Source organism: Loktanella atrilutea (assembly GCF_900128995.1).
Classification (GTDB): Bacteria; Pseudomonadota; Alphaproteobacteria; order Rhodobacterales; family Rhodobacteraceae; genus Loktanella; species Loktanella atrilutea.
In genome coordinates this window covers 131,391-146,241 of the sequence record NZ_FQUE01000007.1, presented here as the reverse complement: position 1 = coordinate 146,241, position 14,851 = coordinate 131,391, and the positions used below count along the sequence as shown (strand labels likewise).

The 14,851-nt window shown below is 64.9% G+C and carries 20 protein-coding genes; 17 read left to right on the top strand and 3 right to left on the bottom strand.

What is annotated here, in order from left to right; genetic code table 11:
- Positions 1-121 precede the first annotated feature (121 nt).
- The 15 genes from BUA54_RS14700 (at position 122) to BUA54_RS14630 (ending at position 9,749) form a co-directional block, all read left to right on the top strand.
- Complete coding sequence (locus tag BUA54_RS14700) at positions 122-1,066, top strand: alpha/beta hydrolase (protein ID WP_084114431.1); 945 nt, start codon at positions 122-124, stop codon at positions 1,064-1,066.
- 175 nt (positions 1,067-1,241) lie between these two features.
- The gene (gene ffh, locus BUA54_RS14695) at positions 1,242-2,741 is read left to right on the top strand and encodes a signal recognition particle protein (RefSeq protein ID WP_072858012.1); all 1,500 of its coding nucleotides are present in this window, start codon (positions 1,242-1,244) and stop codon (positions 2,739-2,741) included.
- A gap of 146 nt (positions 2,742-2,887) precedes the next feature.
- On the top strand, positions 2,888-3,415 hold the full coding sequence (locus BUA54_RS14690; protein WP_072858011.1) for a GNAT family N-acetyltransferase: 528 nt from the start codon (positions 2,888-2,890) through the stop codon (positions 3,413-3,415).
- Positions 3,416-3,440: 25 nt separating this feature from the next.
- Positions 3,441-4,013, top strand: coding sequence for a GNAT family N-acetyltransferase (locus BUA54_RS14685; RefSeq protein WP_072858010.1), 573 nt, complete (start codon positions 3,441-3,443; stop codon positions 4,011-4,013).
- Positions 4,010-4,306 carry a chorismate mutase gene (locus BUA54_RS14680; RefSeq protein WP_072858009.1) on the top strand — a complete coding sequence of 99 codons (297 nt, stop codon included), beginning with the start codon at positions 4,010-4,012 and terminating at the stop codon, positions 4,304-4,306. The genes BUA54_RS14685 and BUA54_RS14680 overlap by 4 nt, the downstream gene beginning before the upstream one ends.
- A gap of 41 nt (positions 4,307-4,347) precedes the next feature.
- Positions 4,348-4,761 carry a 30S ribosomal protein S16 gene (gene rpsP, locus BUA54_RS14675; RefSeq protein ID WP_178352761.1) on the top strand — a complete coding sequence of 138 codons (414 nt, stop codon included), beginning with the start codon at positions 4,348-4,350 and terminating at the stop codon, positions 4,759-4,761.
- A 96-nt stretch (positions 4,762-4,857) separates the two neighbouring features.
- Positions 4,858-5,382 (top strand): ribosome maturation factor RimM, encoded by a 525-nt coding sequence (gene rimM, locus BUA54_RS14670; RefSeq protein WP_072858008.1) that lies wholly within the window; start codon positions 4,858-4,860, stop codon positions 5,380-5,382.
- A complete protein-coding gene (locus BUA54_RS14665) occupies positions 5,379-6,182 on the top strand; it encodes a hypothetical protein (protein WP_072858007.1) in 804 nt (267 codons plus the stop codon). The genes rimM and BUA54_RS14665 overlap by 4 nt, the downstream gene beginning before the upstream one ends.
- Entirely contained in the window at positions 6,182-6,994 is an 813-nt protein-coding gene (locus BUA54_RS14660; protein WP_072858006.1) for a hypothetical protein, read from the top strand. Before BUA54_RS14665 ends, BUA54_RS14660 begins: the two co-directional genes overlap by 1 nt.
- A gap of 18 nt (positions 6,995-7,012) precedes the next feature.
- Positions 7,013-7,213 (top strand): DUF1328 domain-containing protein, encoded by a 201-nt coding sequence (locus tag BUA54_RS14655; protein WP_425434974.1) that lies wholly within the window; start codon positions 7,013-7,015, stop codon positions 7,211-7,213.
- 44 nt (positions 7,214-7,257) lie between these two features.
- On the top strand, positions 7,258-8,085 hold the full coding sequence (trmD, locus tag BUA54_RS14650) for a tRNA (guanosine(37)-N1)-methyltransferase TrmD (protein WP_072858004.1): 828 nt from the start codon (positions 7,258-7,260) through the stop codon (positions 8,083-8,085).
- Between the two features lie 51 nt (positions 8,086-8,136).
- Positions 8,137-8,508 (top strand): 50S ribosomal protein L19, encoded by a 372-nt coding sequence (gene rplS / locus BUA54_RS14645; RefSeq protein ID WP_072858003.1) that lies wholly within the window; start codon positions 8,137-8,139, stop codon positions 8,506-8,508.
- A gap of 11 nt (positions 8,509-8,519) precedes the next feature.
- A complete protein-coding gene (rpmE, locus tag BUA54_RS14640) occupies positions 8,520-8,741 on the top strand; it encodes a 50S ribosomal protein L31 (RefSeq protein WP_072858002.1) in 222 nt (73 codons plus the stop codon).
- 108 nt (positions 8,742-8,849) lie between these two features.
- Positions 8,850-9,416 (top strand): cysteine hydrolase family protein, encoded by a 567-nt coding sequence (locus BUA54_RS14635; RefSeq protein WP_072858001.1) that lies wholly within the window; start codon positions 8,850-8,852, stop codon positions 9,414-9,416.
- A gap of 12 nt (positions 9,417-9,428) precedes the next feature.
- Positions 9,429-9,749 carry a DMT family transporter gene (locus BUA54_RS14630; RefSeq protein ID WP_072858000.1) on the top strand — a complete coding sequence of 107 codons (321 nt, stop codon included), beginning with the start codon at positions 9,429-9,431 and terminating at the stop codon, positions 9,747-9,749.
- A 65-nt stretch (positions 9,750-9,814) separates the two neighbouring features.
- Here BUA54_RS14630 and BUA54_RS14625 read toward each other — a convergent pair whose 3' ends face one another.
- A complete protein-coding gene (locus tag BUA54_RS14625; RefSeq protein WP_072857999.1) occupies positions 9,815-11,128 on the bottom strand; it encodes a DEAD/DEAH box helicase in 1,314 nt (437 codons plus the stop codon).
- A 351-nt stretch (positions 11,129-11,479) separates the two neighbouring features.
- On the opposite strand from BUA54_RS14625, the gene BUA54_RS14620 reads away from it, so the two are divergent.
- On the top strand, positions 11,480-12,289 hold the full coding sequence (locus BUA54_RS14620) for a division plane positioning ATPase MipZ (protein ID WP_072857998.1): 810 nt from the start codon (positions 11,480-11,482) through the stop codon (positions 12,287-12,289).
- A 15-nt stretch (positions 12,290-12,304) separates the two neighbouring features.
- Here BUA54_RS14620 and BUA54_RS14615 read toward each other — a convergent pair whose 3' ends face one another.
- Positions 12,305-12,916, bottom strand: coding sequence for an alpha/beta hydrolase (locus BUA54_RS14615; protein ID WP_072857997.1), 612 nt, complete (start codon positions 12,914-12,916; stop codon positions 12,305-12,307).
- Between the two features lie 3 nt (positions 12,917-12,919).
- Positions 12,920-13,849, bottom strand: a complete 930-nt coding sequence (locus tag BUA54_RS14610) for a VOC family protein (RefSeq protein WP_072857996.1) — start codon at positions 13,847-13,849, stop codon at positions 12,920-12,922.
- 94 nt (positions 13,850-13,943) lie between these two features.
- Between BUA54_RS14610 and BUA54_RS14605 the strand changes: the two genes are divergently transcribed.
- A complete protein-coding gene (locus tag BUA54_RS14605; RefSeq protein ID WP_072857995.1) occupies positions 13,944-14,849 on the top strand; it encodes a LysR family transcriptional regulator in 906 nt (301 codons plus the stop codon).
- Positions 14,850-14,851: the final 2 nt, after the last annotated feature.

The following is a 14,851-nucleotide window of genomic DNA, read 5'->3' as shown; positions in this document are numbered from 1 at the left end:
CCTGTGCGTTAGGGAACATTCGCGCAATGATTTCGCCAATTGCGTTCGGATTTACAATGTCTAAACGCCGCGACACAGCGGCGCGCTTGACCGCCGCGTTCGGCGTGCCGACATAGGGATCATGCCATCCTTACCGCAACGCCTCGCCACGCTGAATGCCCGTCTGGTGCAAAAGCCGCTCCTTGCGCTGATCGGCAATCCGGTCATCCTTCGGCACCTGTTCACCCTGAATGCCGTTCTCGGCATCCGCACGCCCAAGGGACTGACGCTGGATACCCTGCGGCTGGGGCAGCGCACCTGCACCCTGTGCGACATGGGACAGCCGCACACCCACGGCACGCTGCTCTACATTCACGGCGGCGCATTTACGCTTGGCAACCTCCGCGGCTATCGTCATCTGGTCGCACGGCTGGGTCAGGCTGCCGGCATGCGCGCCGTGTTCCTGAACTACCGCCTGGCGCCGGAGCATCCTTTTCCCGCCGGCCTCGATGATGCCGAGGCCGCCTGGCGGGCCCTCGCCGCCGATCCGAACAGCGGGCCGATGACACTTGCAGGCGACAGTGCGGGCGGCAACATCGCGCTGGCCCTGCTGGGACGGATCATCGCGAAAGGGCTGCCGATGCCCGCTGCCGTCGCCGCGCTTTGCCCGGTCACGGACCTGCGGCTGCAGAACCCATCACTGACCAGCAACCGGCGGCACGATCCGCTGGTGTCGACCCGCTGGGGTGCCCGGGGCATTGCGGCCTACCTGAATGGTGCCGACCCCGCGCAGCCGGATGCCTCGCCGATCCTTGGTGATTTCCGTGGCGCGCCGCCGGTGCTGATCCATACGGACACGACAGAGGTCCTCTACGATGACGCACGACTGATGGCAGAGCGTCTGACCGCGCAAGGCGTGGATGTGACACTGACCGAAAGCACAGGCCTGCCCCACGTCTGGCACATGAACGTCGGCCGCACGCCAGAGGCGGACGCGAGCGTCGCCGACGTTGGCGCGTTTCTGGCGGAACACGCTGCGCGGGCGACATCCGGCACGCACCCCACCTCGGCCAGCCCCCGTGCTTGACTCGCACCGCCGCAGCTTCTAAACGCCACTTAACACCCGGAAGCAAAGCCTTCCGGTCCCCCGTTGGCCGGGGGATCGCCCCTCGTCAGCGCGTTGCGCCCACGGGGGCGTTACTGCATTGACCGTCCGGTGCTATATGATGCCCTGGATGTAACGAGATACGGGGCACGCGCCGATGTTCGAGAACCTATCAGACCGCCTGTCAGGCGTCTTCGACAAGCTGACAAAGCAGGGCGCGCTGTCCGAGGACGACGTCAAGACCGCCCTGCGAGAGGTCCGCGTCGCCCTGTTGGAGGCCGACGTCTCGCTACCCGTCGCACGCGACTTCGTCGCCGCGGTGCAGGCCAAGGCGACCGGACAGGCCGTGACGAAATCGATCACCCCCGGCCAGCAGGTCGTGAAGATCGTCCATGACGAACTCGAACACGTCCTGACCGGCGACACCGACCCCGGTGCCCTGAAGATCGACAACCCGCCCGCGCCGATCCTGATGGTCGGCCTGCAGGGCTCTGGCAAGACGACGACGACCGCGAAACTGGCCAAGCGGCTGAAGGAGCGCGAGGGCAAGCGCGTTCTCATGGCTTCCCTCGACACCAATCGCCCCGCGGCGATGGAACAACTCGCGATCCTTGGCACCCAGATCGGCGTCGACACCCTGCCCATCGTCAAGGGTGAAACGCCCGTTCAGATCGCCAAGCGCGCCAAGACCGCCGCGTCCTTGGGCGGCTACGACGTCTACATGCTCGACACCGCCGGCCGCCTGCACATCGATGCAGAGCTCATCGCCCAGGCCGCCGCCGTCCGCGACGTCGCCAACCCGCGCGAAACGCTGCTGGTGGTCGACGGTCTGACCGGTCAGGACGCCGTCAACGTCGCGCAGGAATTCGACGACAAGATCGGCGTGACCGGCGTCGTGCTGACCCGAATGGACGGTGACGGTCGCGGCGGTGCTGCCCTGTCGATGCGTGCGATCACCGGCAAACCGATTCGCTTCGTCGGTCTGGGCGAGAAGATGGACGCGATCGAGACCTTCGAGCCGAGCCGCATCGCGGGCCGCATCCTCGGCATGGGCGACATCGTGGCGCTGGTCGAAAAGGCGCAGGCGACGATCGAGGCCGAACAGGCCGAAAAGATGATGCGGCGGTTCCAGAAGGGCCGCTTCAACATGAACGACCTGAAGATGCAGCTGGACCAGATGCTCAAGATGGGCGGGATGGAGGGCATGATGGGCATGTTGCCCGGCATGGGCAAGATGAAGGGGCAGATGGACGCTGCCGGTATCGACGACAGCATCCTGCGTCGCCAGATTGCGCTCATCAACTCCATGACCAAGGCCGAACGCGCCAACCCCGACCTGCTGGCCGCCAGCCGCAAGAAGCGGATCGCCAAGGGTGCGGGCCTCGAGGTGTCGGAGCTGAACAAGCTGGTGAAACAGCACCGTCAGATGGCCGACATGATGAAGAAGATGGGCAAGGGTGGGATGCTCAAGAACGCGATGAAGCAGATGATGGGCAAGGGCGGCGGCATGCCCGACATGAACGACCCTGCCGCGATGCAAGAGGCCGCGAAGGCCCTGCAGGGCAAGATGCCCGCTGGCGGCATGGGTGGCCTGCCCGGCCTTGGCGGCGGCATGAAATTGCCGGCCGGCCTTTCCGGCTTTGGCAAGAAGAAGTAAATCGTGCCCCTCATGGTCCTCGATCCCGTTGAAACACTTCAGCCGGAGGCATTCCGGCCGCTGCGTCGGGCTGTGCGGTCCGACCAACTGATCACGGCCGCCTCGCCCGACCACCTTTCTCGGACCTACGGCACAAAGGTCTACCCATGACCCCATCCAGCACCATTCTGCAGACCGGGCGGCTGACCCTGCGCCGTCCCGCACCGGGCGACTGGCCTGCGTTCCGCGATTTCATGATGTCGGACCGCGCTACCTTTTTTCATCAGCAGGGCAACCTCGGCACCATCTGGCGCAGCTTCGCTGCCGAACTGGGGCACTGGGACATCTTCGGCTGCGGCATGTGGTCCGTTACCCAGCGCGGCGATGACAGGGCCCTGGGCCTCGTCGGCCCCTGGACCCCGCCGGACTGGCCCGAGACGGAAATCGGCTGGATGATCTTCGACCCGGCGATCGAAGGCACAGGCATCGCGACAGAGGCCGCCCGCGCCGCCCTGACCCATGCCTTCAACGTCCTCGGCTGGACGACGGCCGTCAGCTACATCCACCCGGACAACACCCGTTCCGTTGCCCTGGCCGAGAAGCTGGGCGCCGTCCGCGATCCCAAGGCGGCACGTCCCGCCAACTACGACGACAGCGCCGTCTGGCGGCACCAAGCGCCGAACACCGATCACTGACACCCGCATCATCCGGAGATTCTCCATGACCATCCACCCTTGGGAACAGCCCCCCGCCGGACAGGCCGCCATCGCGGCGGACCGGATCCTGCAGGCCCTGCCGCGCATCGCGTCGGACCGCACCATCCTGCGCGGCCCCTACATGGAGGATTTCGACGTCTTCGCCGACCTCGTCACTTCGGACCGCGGCCGCTACGTCTCTGGCCCGCTGACCCGCGAAGGCGCCTGGGACGACTTCATCCAGCTGACCGCCAGCTGGATCCTGCGCGGCTGCGGCATGTGGACGGTCGAGCATCAGGACGACAAACGCGTGCTGGGCTTCGTCCTGCTGGGGCACGAGACCGGCGACCCCGAGCCGGAGCTGGGTTTCCTCTTCACCGAGGATGCCGAGGGTCATGGATACGCCTTCGAGGCGTCCGAGAAGGCGCGCAACAACGCTTGGAACGCGCTGAGCTTCGAGACGCTGGTCAGCTACATCGACCCCGAGAACGATCGTGCGATCGCGCTGGCCAAGCGCCTCGGCGCGGAAAAGGTCGAGGGCGAGATGCACGACGGCTGCGAGATATGGCGCCACCCCCGGCCGGAGTACGCGCTGTGACCGACGACACCACCCGCGCCGCTGAAGTCCTCAAGGAGCATCGCGCCAGCATCGACCGGCTGGATGCGATCCTCGTCTATACCCTGGGCGAGCGGTTCAAGCACACGCAGGCCGTAGGCCGGCTGAAGGCGGAACACGCCCTGCCGCCCTCGGACCCCGCACGCGAGGCGACACAGATCGCCCGCCTCACCGATCTTGCGAACAAGGCCGATCTGGACCCCGAGTTTGCCAAGAAATTCCTGAACTTCATCATTCAGGAAGTCATCCACCACCACGAACAACACCAATCCTGACGGCACCCGCTGTCATCCATGCCAAAGAAGGAACATTACCAATGGCCATGAAACTTCGTCTCGCCCGCGGCGGCTCCAAGAAGCGCCCCTACTATTCCATCGTCGCTGCCGACAGCCGCATGCCGCGCGATGGCCGCTTCAAGGAAAAGCTGGGCACCTACGCACCGATGCTCGCCAAGGACGACGAGAACCGCGTCAAGATGGACATGGAGCGCGTGCAGTACTGGCTCGATCAGGGCGCCGTCCCGACCGACCGGGTCGCCCGCATGCTGGAAGCTGCCGGCACCCTGCCCAAGAAGGACCGCGCCAACCTCAAGAAGGGCGAACCGGGCAAGCAGGCCGTGAAGCGCGCCGAGGAGAAGGCCGCCAAGCAGAAGGCGATCGACGACGCCGCCAACGCGCCCAAGGAAGCCCCTGTCGAAGAGGCCACGGAAGAAACCGCAGCGCAGGAATAATCCTGTCTGCGCCGGGCCGGATCGTGAAGACGATCCGGCTCACCCGCTTCTTTGCCGGGTGCTGCCCCCAGCGCCCCGCCAAGCAGAGGGTTTGCCATGACCGCCAAAACCGATCCGAAAGTCATCGTGGGCCGCCTGTCGGGGTCCTTTGGCGTGCGCGGCGAGGTCCGGCTGAAATCCTTTTGCGCGGACCCCGAGGCAATTGCCGACTATGCGCCGCTGACCACCGATACGGGCCGCACCTTTGGGCAGGTCGTGTTGACTGGCCAGATCAAAGGTGGCTTCACCGCGCGCCTTGACGGCGTTGTGACGAAAGAGGACGCCGACGCGCTAACCAATATCGACCTTTACGCCCTGCGCAGCGCCCTGCCCGCGCCCGAGGACGAGGAGTATTACTATGCGGACCTCGAAGGACTGACGGTTCTCGACACGGGCGGCGCCATGCTGGGCAGGGTCGTGCGGGTCGTCGATCACGGGGCGGGCGATCTGCTGGATATCGCTGTGCCGGGCCAGACGGAAACGGTGCTCCTGCCCTTCACGCAGGCGCTGGTGCCCACGGTCGACCTGACCGCCGGCCGGATCATCGCAGACCCGCCGGAGGGGTTGTTTCCCGCACCATGACAGAAATCCTGCTGCATCCGGGGTTTCACAAGACGGGCACAAGCTCGATCCAGCATTTCCTGTGGCTGAACCGGACCGCGCTGGCGCCTCATTTCACGAGTGTCATGCTGCGCCACCTGAAGCCCGCGGTGCAGATGGCCTGCCGCTTTTCCCGCAACCGGAATCCCGCTGAGCTGATGGACATGGTCGCCGCGCTGGACGCGGCGCTGGCAGAGGCTGAAGTCAAGCCCGCTCAGAACATCCTCGTCTCCTGCGAAGGGCTGCTCGGTCATCTGCCCGGCTGGCCCGACGTAGACGACTACGGCGCCGCACCGACGCTGGCGGCCTATCTGACGGGCTATTTTCAGGACCGGCACCCCAAGGCGCGTCTGCGCGTAATCCTGACCACCCGCGATGCGGACGGTTGGTTGTTCAGCACCTATCGGCACCACCTGCGCGGCCAGCGTCTGACCCAAACGCCAGAGGGTTTTGCGCGGACCTACGCCGCCGCGGCCGACCTGACCGGTATGGCGGCACAGATTGCCGCTGCGGTGGGCGACGTGCCGGTCTTCACCCTTCCATTGGCAGACCTGGCACACTATCCGCTGGGACCGGGCGGCGCGTTGTGCGACCTCATGCAAGTGCCGTCCACCACACGCGGTGATCTGGTCGCGGTCGGTCATGGAAATACCGGGCCGGAGCAGGTACTTTGGGAACAATTCCTCGCTTTGAACCGCGGTCCGCTGGGCGACCGTGCCGTCAGGGCAGCCAAGGAGCGGCTGGCGGAGGCGGTCGATCTGGGCGGCTGGCGGACCGCCTGATGGTACATGTCGTCGTCCACCCCGGCTTTCACAAGACCGGCACGTCATCCCTGCAAAGCTGGCTGGGCCAGAACCGCCGCGCGCTGAAACCCTACCTTTCGTTTTACGGCAAGGCGGACTTCCTGTCCGCCGGCAGCGCCGCCCGCATCTTCGGGCAAAAGCCTTACCCGTGGCGGTTGCGGGCGTTCAGGCGCAGCTTTGACCGCTTTCTGGTCAAGATTCCCGACGCGCCGGTGATCGTGCTGTCGCGGGAAACCTTCAGCGGGTCGATGCCGGGGCACCGGCGCTTTCCGGGGCGGCTGATCCGCAACAATCGCGATGTGGCCGTGCCTCTGGGCCGGCAGATCATCGCAGCCCTTCAGGCACGCTTCGGCGCGGAGGTGCAGATCACGTTTCTTTATACCCTGCGCGACAGGGAAAGCTGGATCCGCAGCGTCTATGGCCACCTGCTCCGGTCAATCCACCTGCGCGAGGATTACGACACCTTCCGCGCCCGCTTTCCCGACCTGATCGACCCGCGGGCCGAGGCGGAAGCGATCGCCAAAGCGCTGGGCGTCGCGGCGCATTTCGTAAAGCTGGAAGACGTGGGACATCGCCGCGAAGGCCCCGCGAGCGCTGTCCTTGACCTGCTGGGCGTGCCGCAGGATGTGCGCGACCGCCTGCCCGCCGCCACCCGCGCCAACTCCGGCCAGACCTTGGCGCTGGAGGCGGAGTTTCTGGCCATGAACCGCGCCAGCCGCGACAAGGCGGCGCTGAAGGCGGCGAAGGACGCGATGCTGAAGACTGCAAGGATCGCCGACATCGAGGACTGAGGGAACCGGGCCGGCCGCATGGCGTTGGCCCCGGAATACACCCGAAAGGACCGCATCATGCTGGGCTGGATCGTCACCCTCCTCGTCGTCGCCGCCATTGCGACTCTTCTTGGTTTCGGCCGCATCTCGGGGGCTGCGCTGACCGGCGCGAAGATCTTGATCTTTGTCGTGCTGATCCTGTTCCTGCTGGCCCTGTTCGGGATCATTGCCCTCGTCTGACGAAAGACGTTTGCGACCGCGCCGCGATGGCCTAAGACGCGGGGATGACCGATGCACCGCCCCCCCGCGCCCTTGGCCGCAAGACCATCCGACCGACCCTGCGCCCGCAGGAACTGATGACCGACGCGCCGGATCTGGCGGGCGTCTGGACCGCGCAGGTCCTGACCCTGCTTCCGAATGCCTTCCCCGGCATCTTGGGCGAAAGCCTGCTGGGCCGGGCGCTGAAAGACGGGCTGTGGCAGTTGCAGGTCACCGACCTGCGCCGCTTCGGCGAGGGCAAGCACCGCAACGTCGATGACACCCCCGCCGGCGGCGGTGCCGGTATGGTCCTGCGTGCCGACGTGCTGGAAAAGGCGCTGCGCGAGGTACGTAGCGGCGCGCGAGGCAACATGCCGCTGATCTACCTCAGCCCGCGCGGCCGTCCCATGACGCAGGACCTGATGCAGAAGTTATCACAGGCTGACGGCGTCACCCTGCTCTGCGGCCGGTTCGAGGGGATCGACGAGCGCGTGATCGATCATTTCGACATGATTGAAGTGTCGCTTGGCGACTTCGTGATGACTGGCGGAGAGATCGCGGCAATGGCCTTGATTGACGCGACGGTCCGTCTTATACCCCGCGTGCTTGGGAATCAGGAGTCCACGGTCGAAGAGTCATTCTCCGACGGGCTTCTGGAACACCCCCACTATACGAAACCCGCCGACTGGCACGGCCGCACCATTCCCGACGTTCTTCTGTCGGGGCATCATGGACGGATCACCGACTGGCGACGGGCGCAGGCCGAAAGGCTGACAAAGGAACGCAGACCTGACCTCTGGCGGGCTTATTGTGCAAGACACGGTAGGGACCCGGATGAAGACCGAGAGCTCTGAGGTTCGCATCAACGTCGCGGGAAAACCCGTGCTATCATAGGAGCGCATGATATGGATATCATCGCACAGATCGAAGCGGAGCAAGTCGCTGCGCTGGGGAAGTCGATCCCCGACTTCAAGGCGGGTGACACCATCCGCGTCGGTTACAAGGTGACCGAAGGCACCCGCACCCGGGTTCAGAATTACGAAGGCGTCTGCATCGCCCGCAAGAACGGTTCCGGCATCGCCGGTTCCTTCACGGTGCGCAAGATCTCCTTCGGCGAGGGCGTGGAACGCGTGTTCCCGCTGCACTCCACCAACATCGACAGCATCGAGGTCGTGCGTCGCGGCAAGGTCCGTCGTGCCAAGCTGTACTACCTGCGTGCCCGTCGCGGCAAGTCGGCGCGTATCGTCGAAGTCACCAACTACAAGCCCAAGACATAAGGACGGAACCGATGAAAAAAGGTATTCACCCCGACTACCACGACATCGACGTCAAGATGACCGATGGCACAGTGGTCAAGATGCGCTCCACCTGGGGCAAGGAAGGCGACCAGATGTCGCTGGATATCGACCCTTCGGTGCACCCCGCGTGGACCGGCGGTTCGTCTCGCCTGATGGACTCCGGCGGTCGTGTGTCGAAGTTCAAGAACAAGTACGCCGGCCTGGGCTTCTGAGCCAAATCGCAATTGCGTATCGGAACGCCGCCCCTTTCGGGCGGCGTTTTGCATTTGTGCATCGGTGCGGATGCGCTAGCTGTCGTTTCTGACCGAACGGAGGACCCGATGCCCGAGACCGCCCTGATCCTGATCGACATCCAGAACGACTATTTCCCCGGGGGCGCGTGGGAGGTGGACCGGATGGAGGAGGTGGCCGCCAATGCCGCGCGCCTTCTGACCCATGCACGGAAGTCCGCACAGCTTGTCATCCATATCCGTCACGAGGCAGGATCAGACAAGGCGCCCTTCTTCCGACCCAACACACCCGGCGCAGAGATCAACGAAACGGTCCGGCCAACAGACACGGAAGCGGTCGTGCTGAAGCACCGGCCCAACGGCTTTCACGAGACGGACCTGCTTGACCGCTTGCGGGATGCAGGGGTGATCACTTTAACCATCTGCGGCGCGATGACCCAAATGTGCATTGATGCGACCACGCGGGCCGCCGTGGATTATGGCTTCAAGGCAACCGTGGTGTCGGATGCCTGTGGAGCGAAGGCCACCAGTTTCGGTGGTGTCGACATCCCGGCCTCCACTGTGCAGGCCGCTTTTCTGGCCCCCCTCGCGATGAGTTACGCCAAGGTCATCACGACGGACGAAGCCCTATCCTCCGCCACCGGGCCCGACGCATGAGGGCCTCCTGATATGGCCTGGCTGGCACTTGTTGTCGCGGGGTTACTGGAAACCGCATGGGCGGGCCTGCTGAAGACCGTTGCGGCGAAACCGGCACCGGGGCCGGTCTTGCTGACGGCAGCGTTGATCGTGGCCAGCATGGTTGCGCTGGCGTGGGCGATGCGAAGCCTGCCCGTCGGCATCGCCTATCCAGTCTGGACGGGGATCGGATCGGTCGGCACCGTCGTGATCGGTGCCCTGATCTATGGCGAAGCGCTGACATCGATGACGCTGGCAGGTCTCGCGTTCCTCATCCTCGGGATGGTGTTGCTGGGTCTGGGCGGGTCGCACTGAACGGCCTTCTGCCATGAAAAAGGGCGCGCCGTCGCCGGAACGCCCCAGTCCGTCCGTCATAGCACTCAGGCGGCGGACCGCCCGCGACCGCCACCGCCGCCAGAGCGCCGACGCTGACCTTGCGGTTTTCCGCCCGCAGGCTTGCCCGCGGCTTGGGCTGGCTTGCCGCGGCCGCCACCACCACCACCGTTGCCGCGGCCACGACCACCGCCGCCGCCACCATTCGGACGCTTCTTCTGGCCCGGCATGATTTCCCATGGACGCCCGGACGCGACCGGGATTTCGGCCTTCATGGCCTTCTCGATGTCCTTCAGTTCGATCATCTCATCAGGCGCCACAAGGGCGATGGCGGCACCATCGGCACCTGCGCGGGCCGTGCGGCCGATGCGGTGGACATAGTTTTCGGCCACGTTGGGCAGGTCGTAATTGTAGACGTGGCGCACGCCCGGAATGTCGATGCCGCGGGCGGCAACATCGGTCGCAACCAGCACGCGGATCTTGCCCGCCTTGAAGCCCTCGATCGCACGTTCACGCTGACCTTGGCTTTTGTTGCCGTGGATCGACGCGGCTGCAAAACCCTTGGCCTCGAGCTGCTTGTAAAGCTTCTCGCAGCCATGCTTCGTGCGGCCAAAGACCAGCGCCAGTTCGTCGCGATGCTTGTCCAGTAGCTCGACCAGAAGGTCGGTCTTGGCAGCCTGCGCCACGAAATGGACCGACTGTTCGATCTTGGCGACGGCCTGCCCCGGCGGGTTGACCTGCACGCGCACGGCGTCGGTCAGGTAGGCATCGGCCAGTTCGCTCATCAGCTTCGGCATGGTGGCCGAGAACATCATCGTCTGGCGCGGTGTCGCCAGCAGCGGCGCGATGCGGCGCAGGGCATGGATGAAGCCCATGTCGAGCATCTGGTCCGCTTCGTCCAGCACCAGATACACTGTTTCATCCAGCCGGATCGCGCGGCGGTCCAGCAGGTCGATCAGGCGACCGGGGGTCGCGACCAGCAGGTCGACGCCACCGGCCAGACGCTTGGTCTGCGCAACGATGCCGGCGCCGCCGACCACAAGGGCGACCTTCAGGTGCGAGCCCTTGGTGTAATCGGTCAGGTTGTCGGCGATCTGCTTGGCCAGTTCGCGGGTCGGCGCCAGCACCAGACCGCGGGCGGTCTTGGCATTGGGCTTCACGCCCGCCTTCATCAGCGCGTCGATCATCGGCAGGCCGAAGGCCGCCGTCTTGCCGGTGCCGGTCTGGGCGAGGCCCATCACGTCACGGCCGTTCATGGCGTGCGGGATGGCCTGCGTCTGGATCGGGGTCGGGTCGGTGATGCCTTGCTCTGCCAGTTTGGCCACAAGGCGGGGCGCGAGGCCCAGCATGTCAAAATCCATCAGTATTCTTTCCGGGCCGTTCCGGCCCAAGCGGTTCGGGCGCACGGGGATGTGCGCGCGGCGACAAAAGGTTGCGCCGAAATCCTGACAGTCAAAGCCGCATTGCCCTGACGCCGATCTGGCGCTGGACCCCCTGCGTGATCATGGGAACCGAAGTTGGCGACGGTGATCTTGCGGGGCATCTGCCCGGCCCTGCTCACGCGGCAGGATCAATCGTCTGGGTGGCAGATGACTGCTTGTGACGCTGCTGTCAAGGGGAATGGAAAAGGTGGGCGGTCGCGCTCTTGCGCTTTCATCGTTGCAACACACAAGATAAGGTATGCGGAACGATTAAAGGCTTGGGGACTGGGTGTGGCGCATATCATCGTGGTGGGGAACGAAAAGGGTGGCGCCGGCAAGTCGACCGTCGCGATGCACGTGGCCACCGCTCTCGCCCGCATGGGCCACCGGGTCGGTACACTGGATCTGGACCTGCGGCAGAAATCGCTGGGCCGCTACATGACGAACCGGCAGCAATTCATGGCGACCGAGGGGCTGGACCTGCCGTCGCCGGCCTATGCGGATCTACCGGAGATCGAGCAGGCGCAGATTGGTCCGAATGAAAACATCTTCGACCACCGCCTGTCGATGGCCGTCGCCAAGCTGGAACCGGACAGCGACTTCATCCTGATCGATTGCCCCGGCAGCCACACCCGCCTGAGCCAAGTGGCGCACAGCCTTGCGGATACACTGCTGACCCCGTTGAACGACAGCTTCGTGGATTTCGACCTGCTGGCTCATGTGGACACGGCGGGCGAAAACATTACCGGACCGAGCGTTTATTCCGAAATGGTCTGGAACGCCCGACAGCTTCGGGCGCAGGCCGGCTTGTCGCCCATCGACTGGATCGTTGCACGCAACCGCGTCGGCGCTCAGCAGATGGTCAACAAGGACAAGATGGAGCGGGTGATCAACAAGCTGGCCAAGCGGATCGGCTTTCGCATCGCACCGGGCTTCAACGAGAGAGTCATCTTCCGCGAGCTCTTTCCCCGCGGCCTGACCCTGCTTGACCTGCGCGATATCGGAGTGAAGAACCTCAACATCAGCAACATCGCGGCCCGGCAGGAGTTGCGTGATCTGATCAAATCGCTGAACCTGCCGGGCGTGAACGCCGACTTCTGATCGCTGAGGCTGTCCTCAGCCGGATTGCCCTATGTTAGTGCCCAATGCCTGCCGGATCGCCTCAACCTCGCTGCGGTCGATCTGGTGCCCGCCGTCGTGCCAGTGCAGGTCGACCGCGGCGCCCATGGCCGTCAGCGCGTCAGCCAGTGCTTGCGTCTGCGGCGGGGGACAGATCGGATCGCGGCGACCGGCGGTGATCAGGACCTTCACGCTGTCCAGGGCGGGGTTCGCGTCAGGCGTCCATGGGATCAGCGGGTGCAGCAGTAGTGCCCGATCGAACAGGCGTGGGCCCTTCAGCATTACTGACGTCAGTATGTTGGCGCCGTTCGAATACCCAAGACCGATGACACCCGATGGCTTCACCCGCGCGATCGCCGTTTCGACGAAGTCGCGCATCGCGGCAGTGCGTCGCGCGAGGTCATCCATGTCGTAGACACCTTCCCCCGTGCGGCGAAAGAACCGCGCCGCACCACCTTCGCTGACGTCGCCCTGTGGCGAGATCACGTGGGCGCCGGGGATCAGCTCGGATGCCAGACCGTGGAACTGATCTGCACTGCCGCCGGTGCCGTGAAAGGTAAAGACCAGCGCGGCACCGGTCTGTCCCTTGGTTTCCGCAAAGTGGTACATCCGTCAGTCCCCCAGGGGTTGCAGGTTCTGTTCCAGGAACGGACGCAGCCGTTCGTGCTGGGTCGGCAGTTTCAGTGCCTCGCCCAGGTAGGCGCGGTCCTCATCACGGTCGAAGCCGGGCTCGTTGGTCGCCACCTCGAACAGGATACCGCCGGGCGTGCGGAAGTAGATCGCCCAGAAGTAGTCGCGGTCGATGACCGGCGTCACCTGATAGCCGGTATCCAGCAATGCCTTTCGGACCTCCAACTGCGCGGCGCGGTTTTCTACCGCAAAGGCGATGTGATGAACGGAGCCGGCACCCTGCGAGGCATGGGGCGTTGTCTTCAAGGACTCGAGGTCGATGGTATCGGCGCCCGTCCCGCCTTCGATGATGAAGCGCGTGACGTTGTCGCGGGTCTCGGCTTTCTGATAGCCCATGAATTGCAGCAGTTCGGCCATGGCGCCGGTGTCCTGCAGGCGCATCGTGGCACCGTGGAAACCGCGGATCGCATGGTCGGCGTCGATGCCGTTGCCTGTCCAGGCCCCGCGGGTGTCATCGGCGACCTCCGCCACGGCAAATGATTCACCGTCGAAGGTGCGGAATTTCACCCGGTCCTCGCCGAAGTGGCTGACCTTCTCTACATCCGCCGCAGCCGCACCCAGACGGTGGCCCCAGAAGCCGAGGCTGCCCTTGGGCACGGAAAATACGGTCTCGCCAACCTCGCCCGTGCCGTGCCGGCCGCGGGCGGCGTCGTGGAAGGGAAAGTAGGTCATGACGCTGCCGGGGGTGCCGACCTCGTCGCCGTAATAAAGGTGATAGACGTCGGGGGCGTCGAAATTGACGGTCTTCTTCACCCGGCGCAGACCCAGCGCCTTGGTGAAGAACGCATTGTTTTCTGCCGCGTCGGAGGCGATGGACGTGACGTGGTGCAGGCCCTTGATCTGGTTCAGCATGATGCTCTCCTTTGCTGTTGGACCGAATGTAGCGCTGGACGGCGGTTGCGATAACCGCAACACTTCGGCGGAATAGATTGCAGGAACCGCAATAATGGCAGGACAGCTTGAGCAGATCGCGGCCTTTCTGGCGGTCGCGGACGCGCACAGCTTTACACAGGCGGCTCAGCAACTTGCCGTGGCGCCCTCGTCTGTGACGCGCACGGTCGGAGAGCTGGAAGCGCGGCTGGGCGTGCAATTGCTGGTTCGCACGACCCGACGGGTATCGCTGACGCAGGCGGGGACGGCGTTTCGCGATCAGGTGCTGCCACTGGTCGGCGGGCTGGCGCGTGCGCAGGACGACGTACGGGCGTTCCAGACCAGCCTGAAGGGTCGTCTGCGTGTCTCTGCCCCGCTATCCTTTGGGCTGCATGCGTTGGCGGCACCGCTGGTTAGGTTCAAGCAGCGGACGCCCGACATCGATCTGCAGATCAGCTTGACGGACCGTTTCGTGGACATCCTGACGGACGATCTAGACATGGCATTGCGCATTTCCGGCACGCCGACGGACCTGTCGACGATCTGGCGCAAGATTGCGCCGGTGCCCCGGTCGCTTGTTGCCGCACCAGCGTATCTGGCGCGCCGGGGGACGCCGCTGGTACCCGGCGATCTGCGCGAACACAGCGCCTTGGCCTACGCACATCTTGCAGACGGCGACCAGTGGCAGCTGACCGATCCCGAAAGCGGGCTGACGGAACCGGTGCGCGTGCCAGCCACGTTCACCTGTGACAACGGCGATCTGCTGGCGCAACTTGCCCTCGCCGGAGAGGGAATCACGCTGCTGCCCGACTTTCTGCTGCGAGACGGCATTGCCGCCGGGCGACTGGTGCGCCTGCTGCCAGGATGGCGCACGCCCGACATCTGGCTGACCGCCTATTTCCCGCCATACCGGCGGCTACCGGCGGCCCTCGACCTGTTCACATCCTGCATCGAGGATGCGATGGGCGCCGGGCCGCTCTAGCG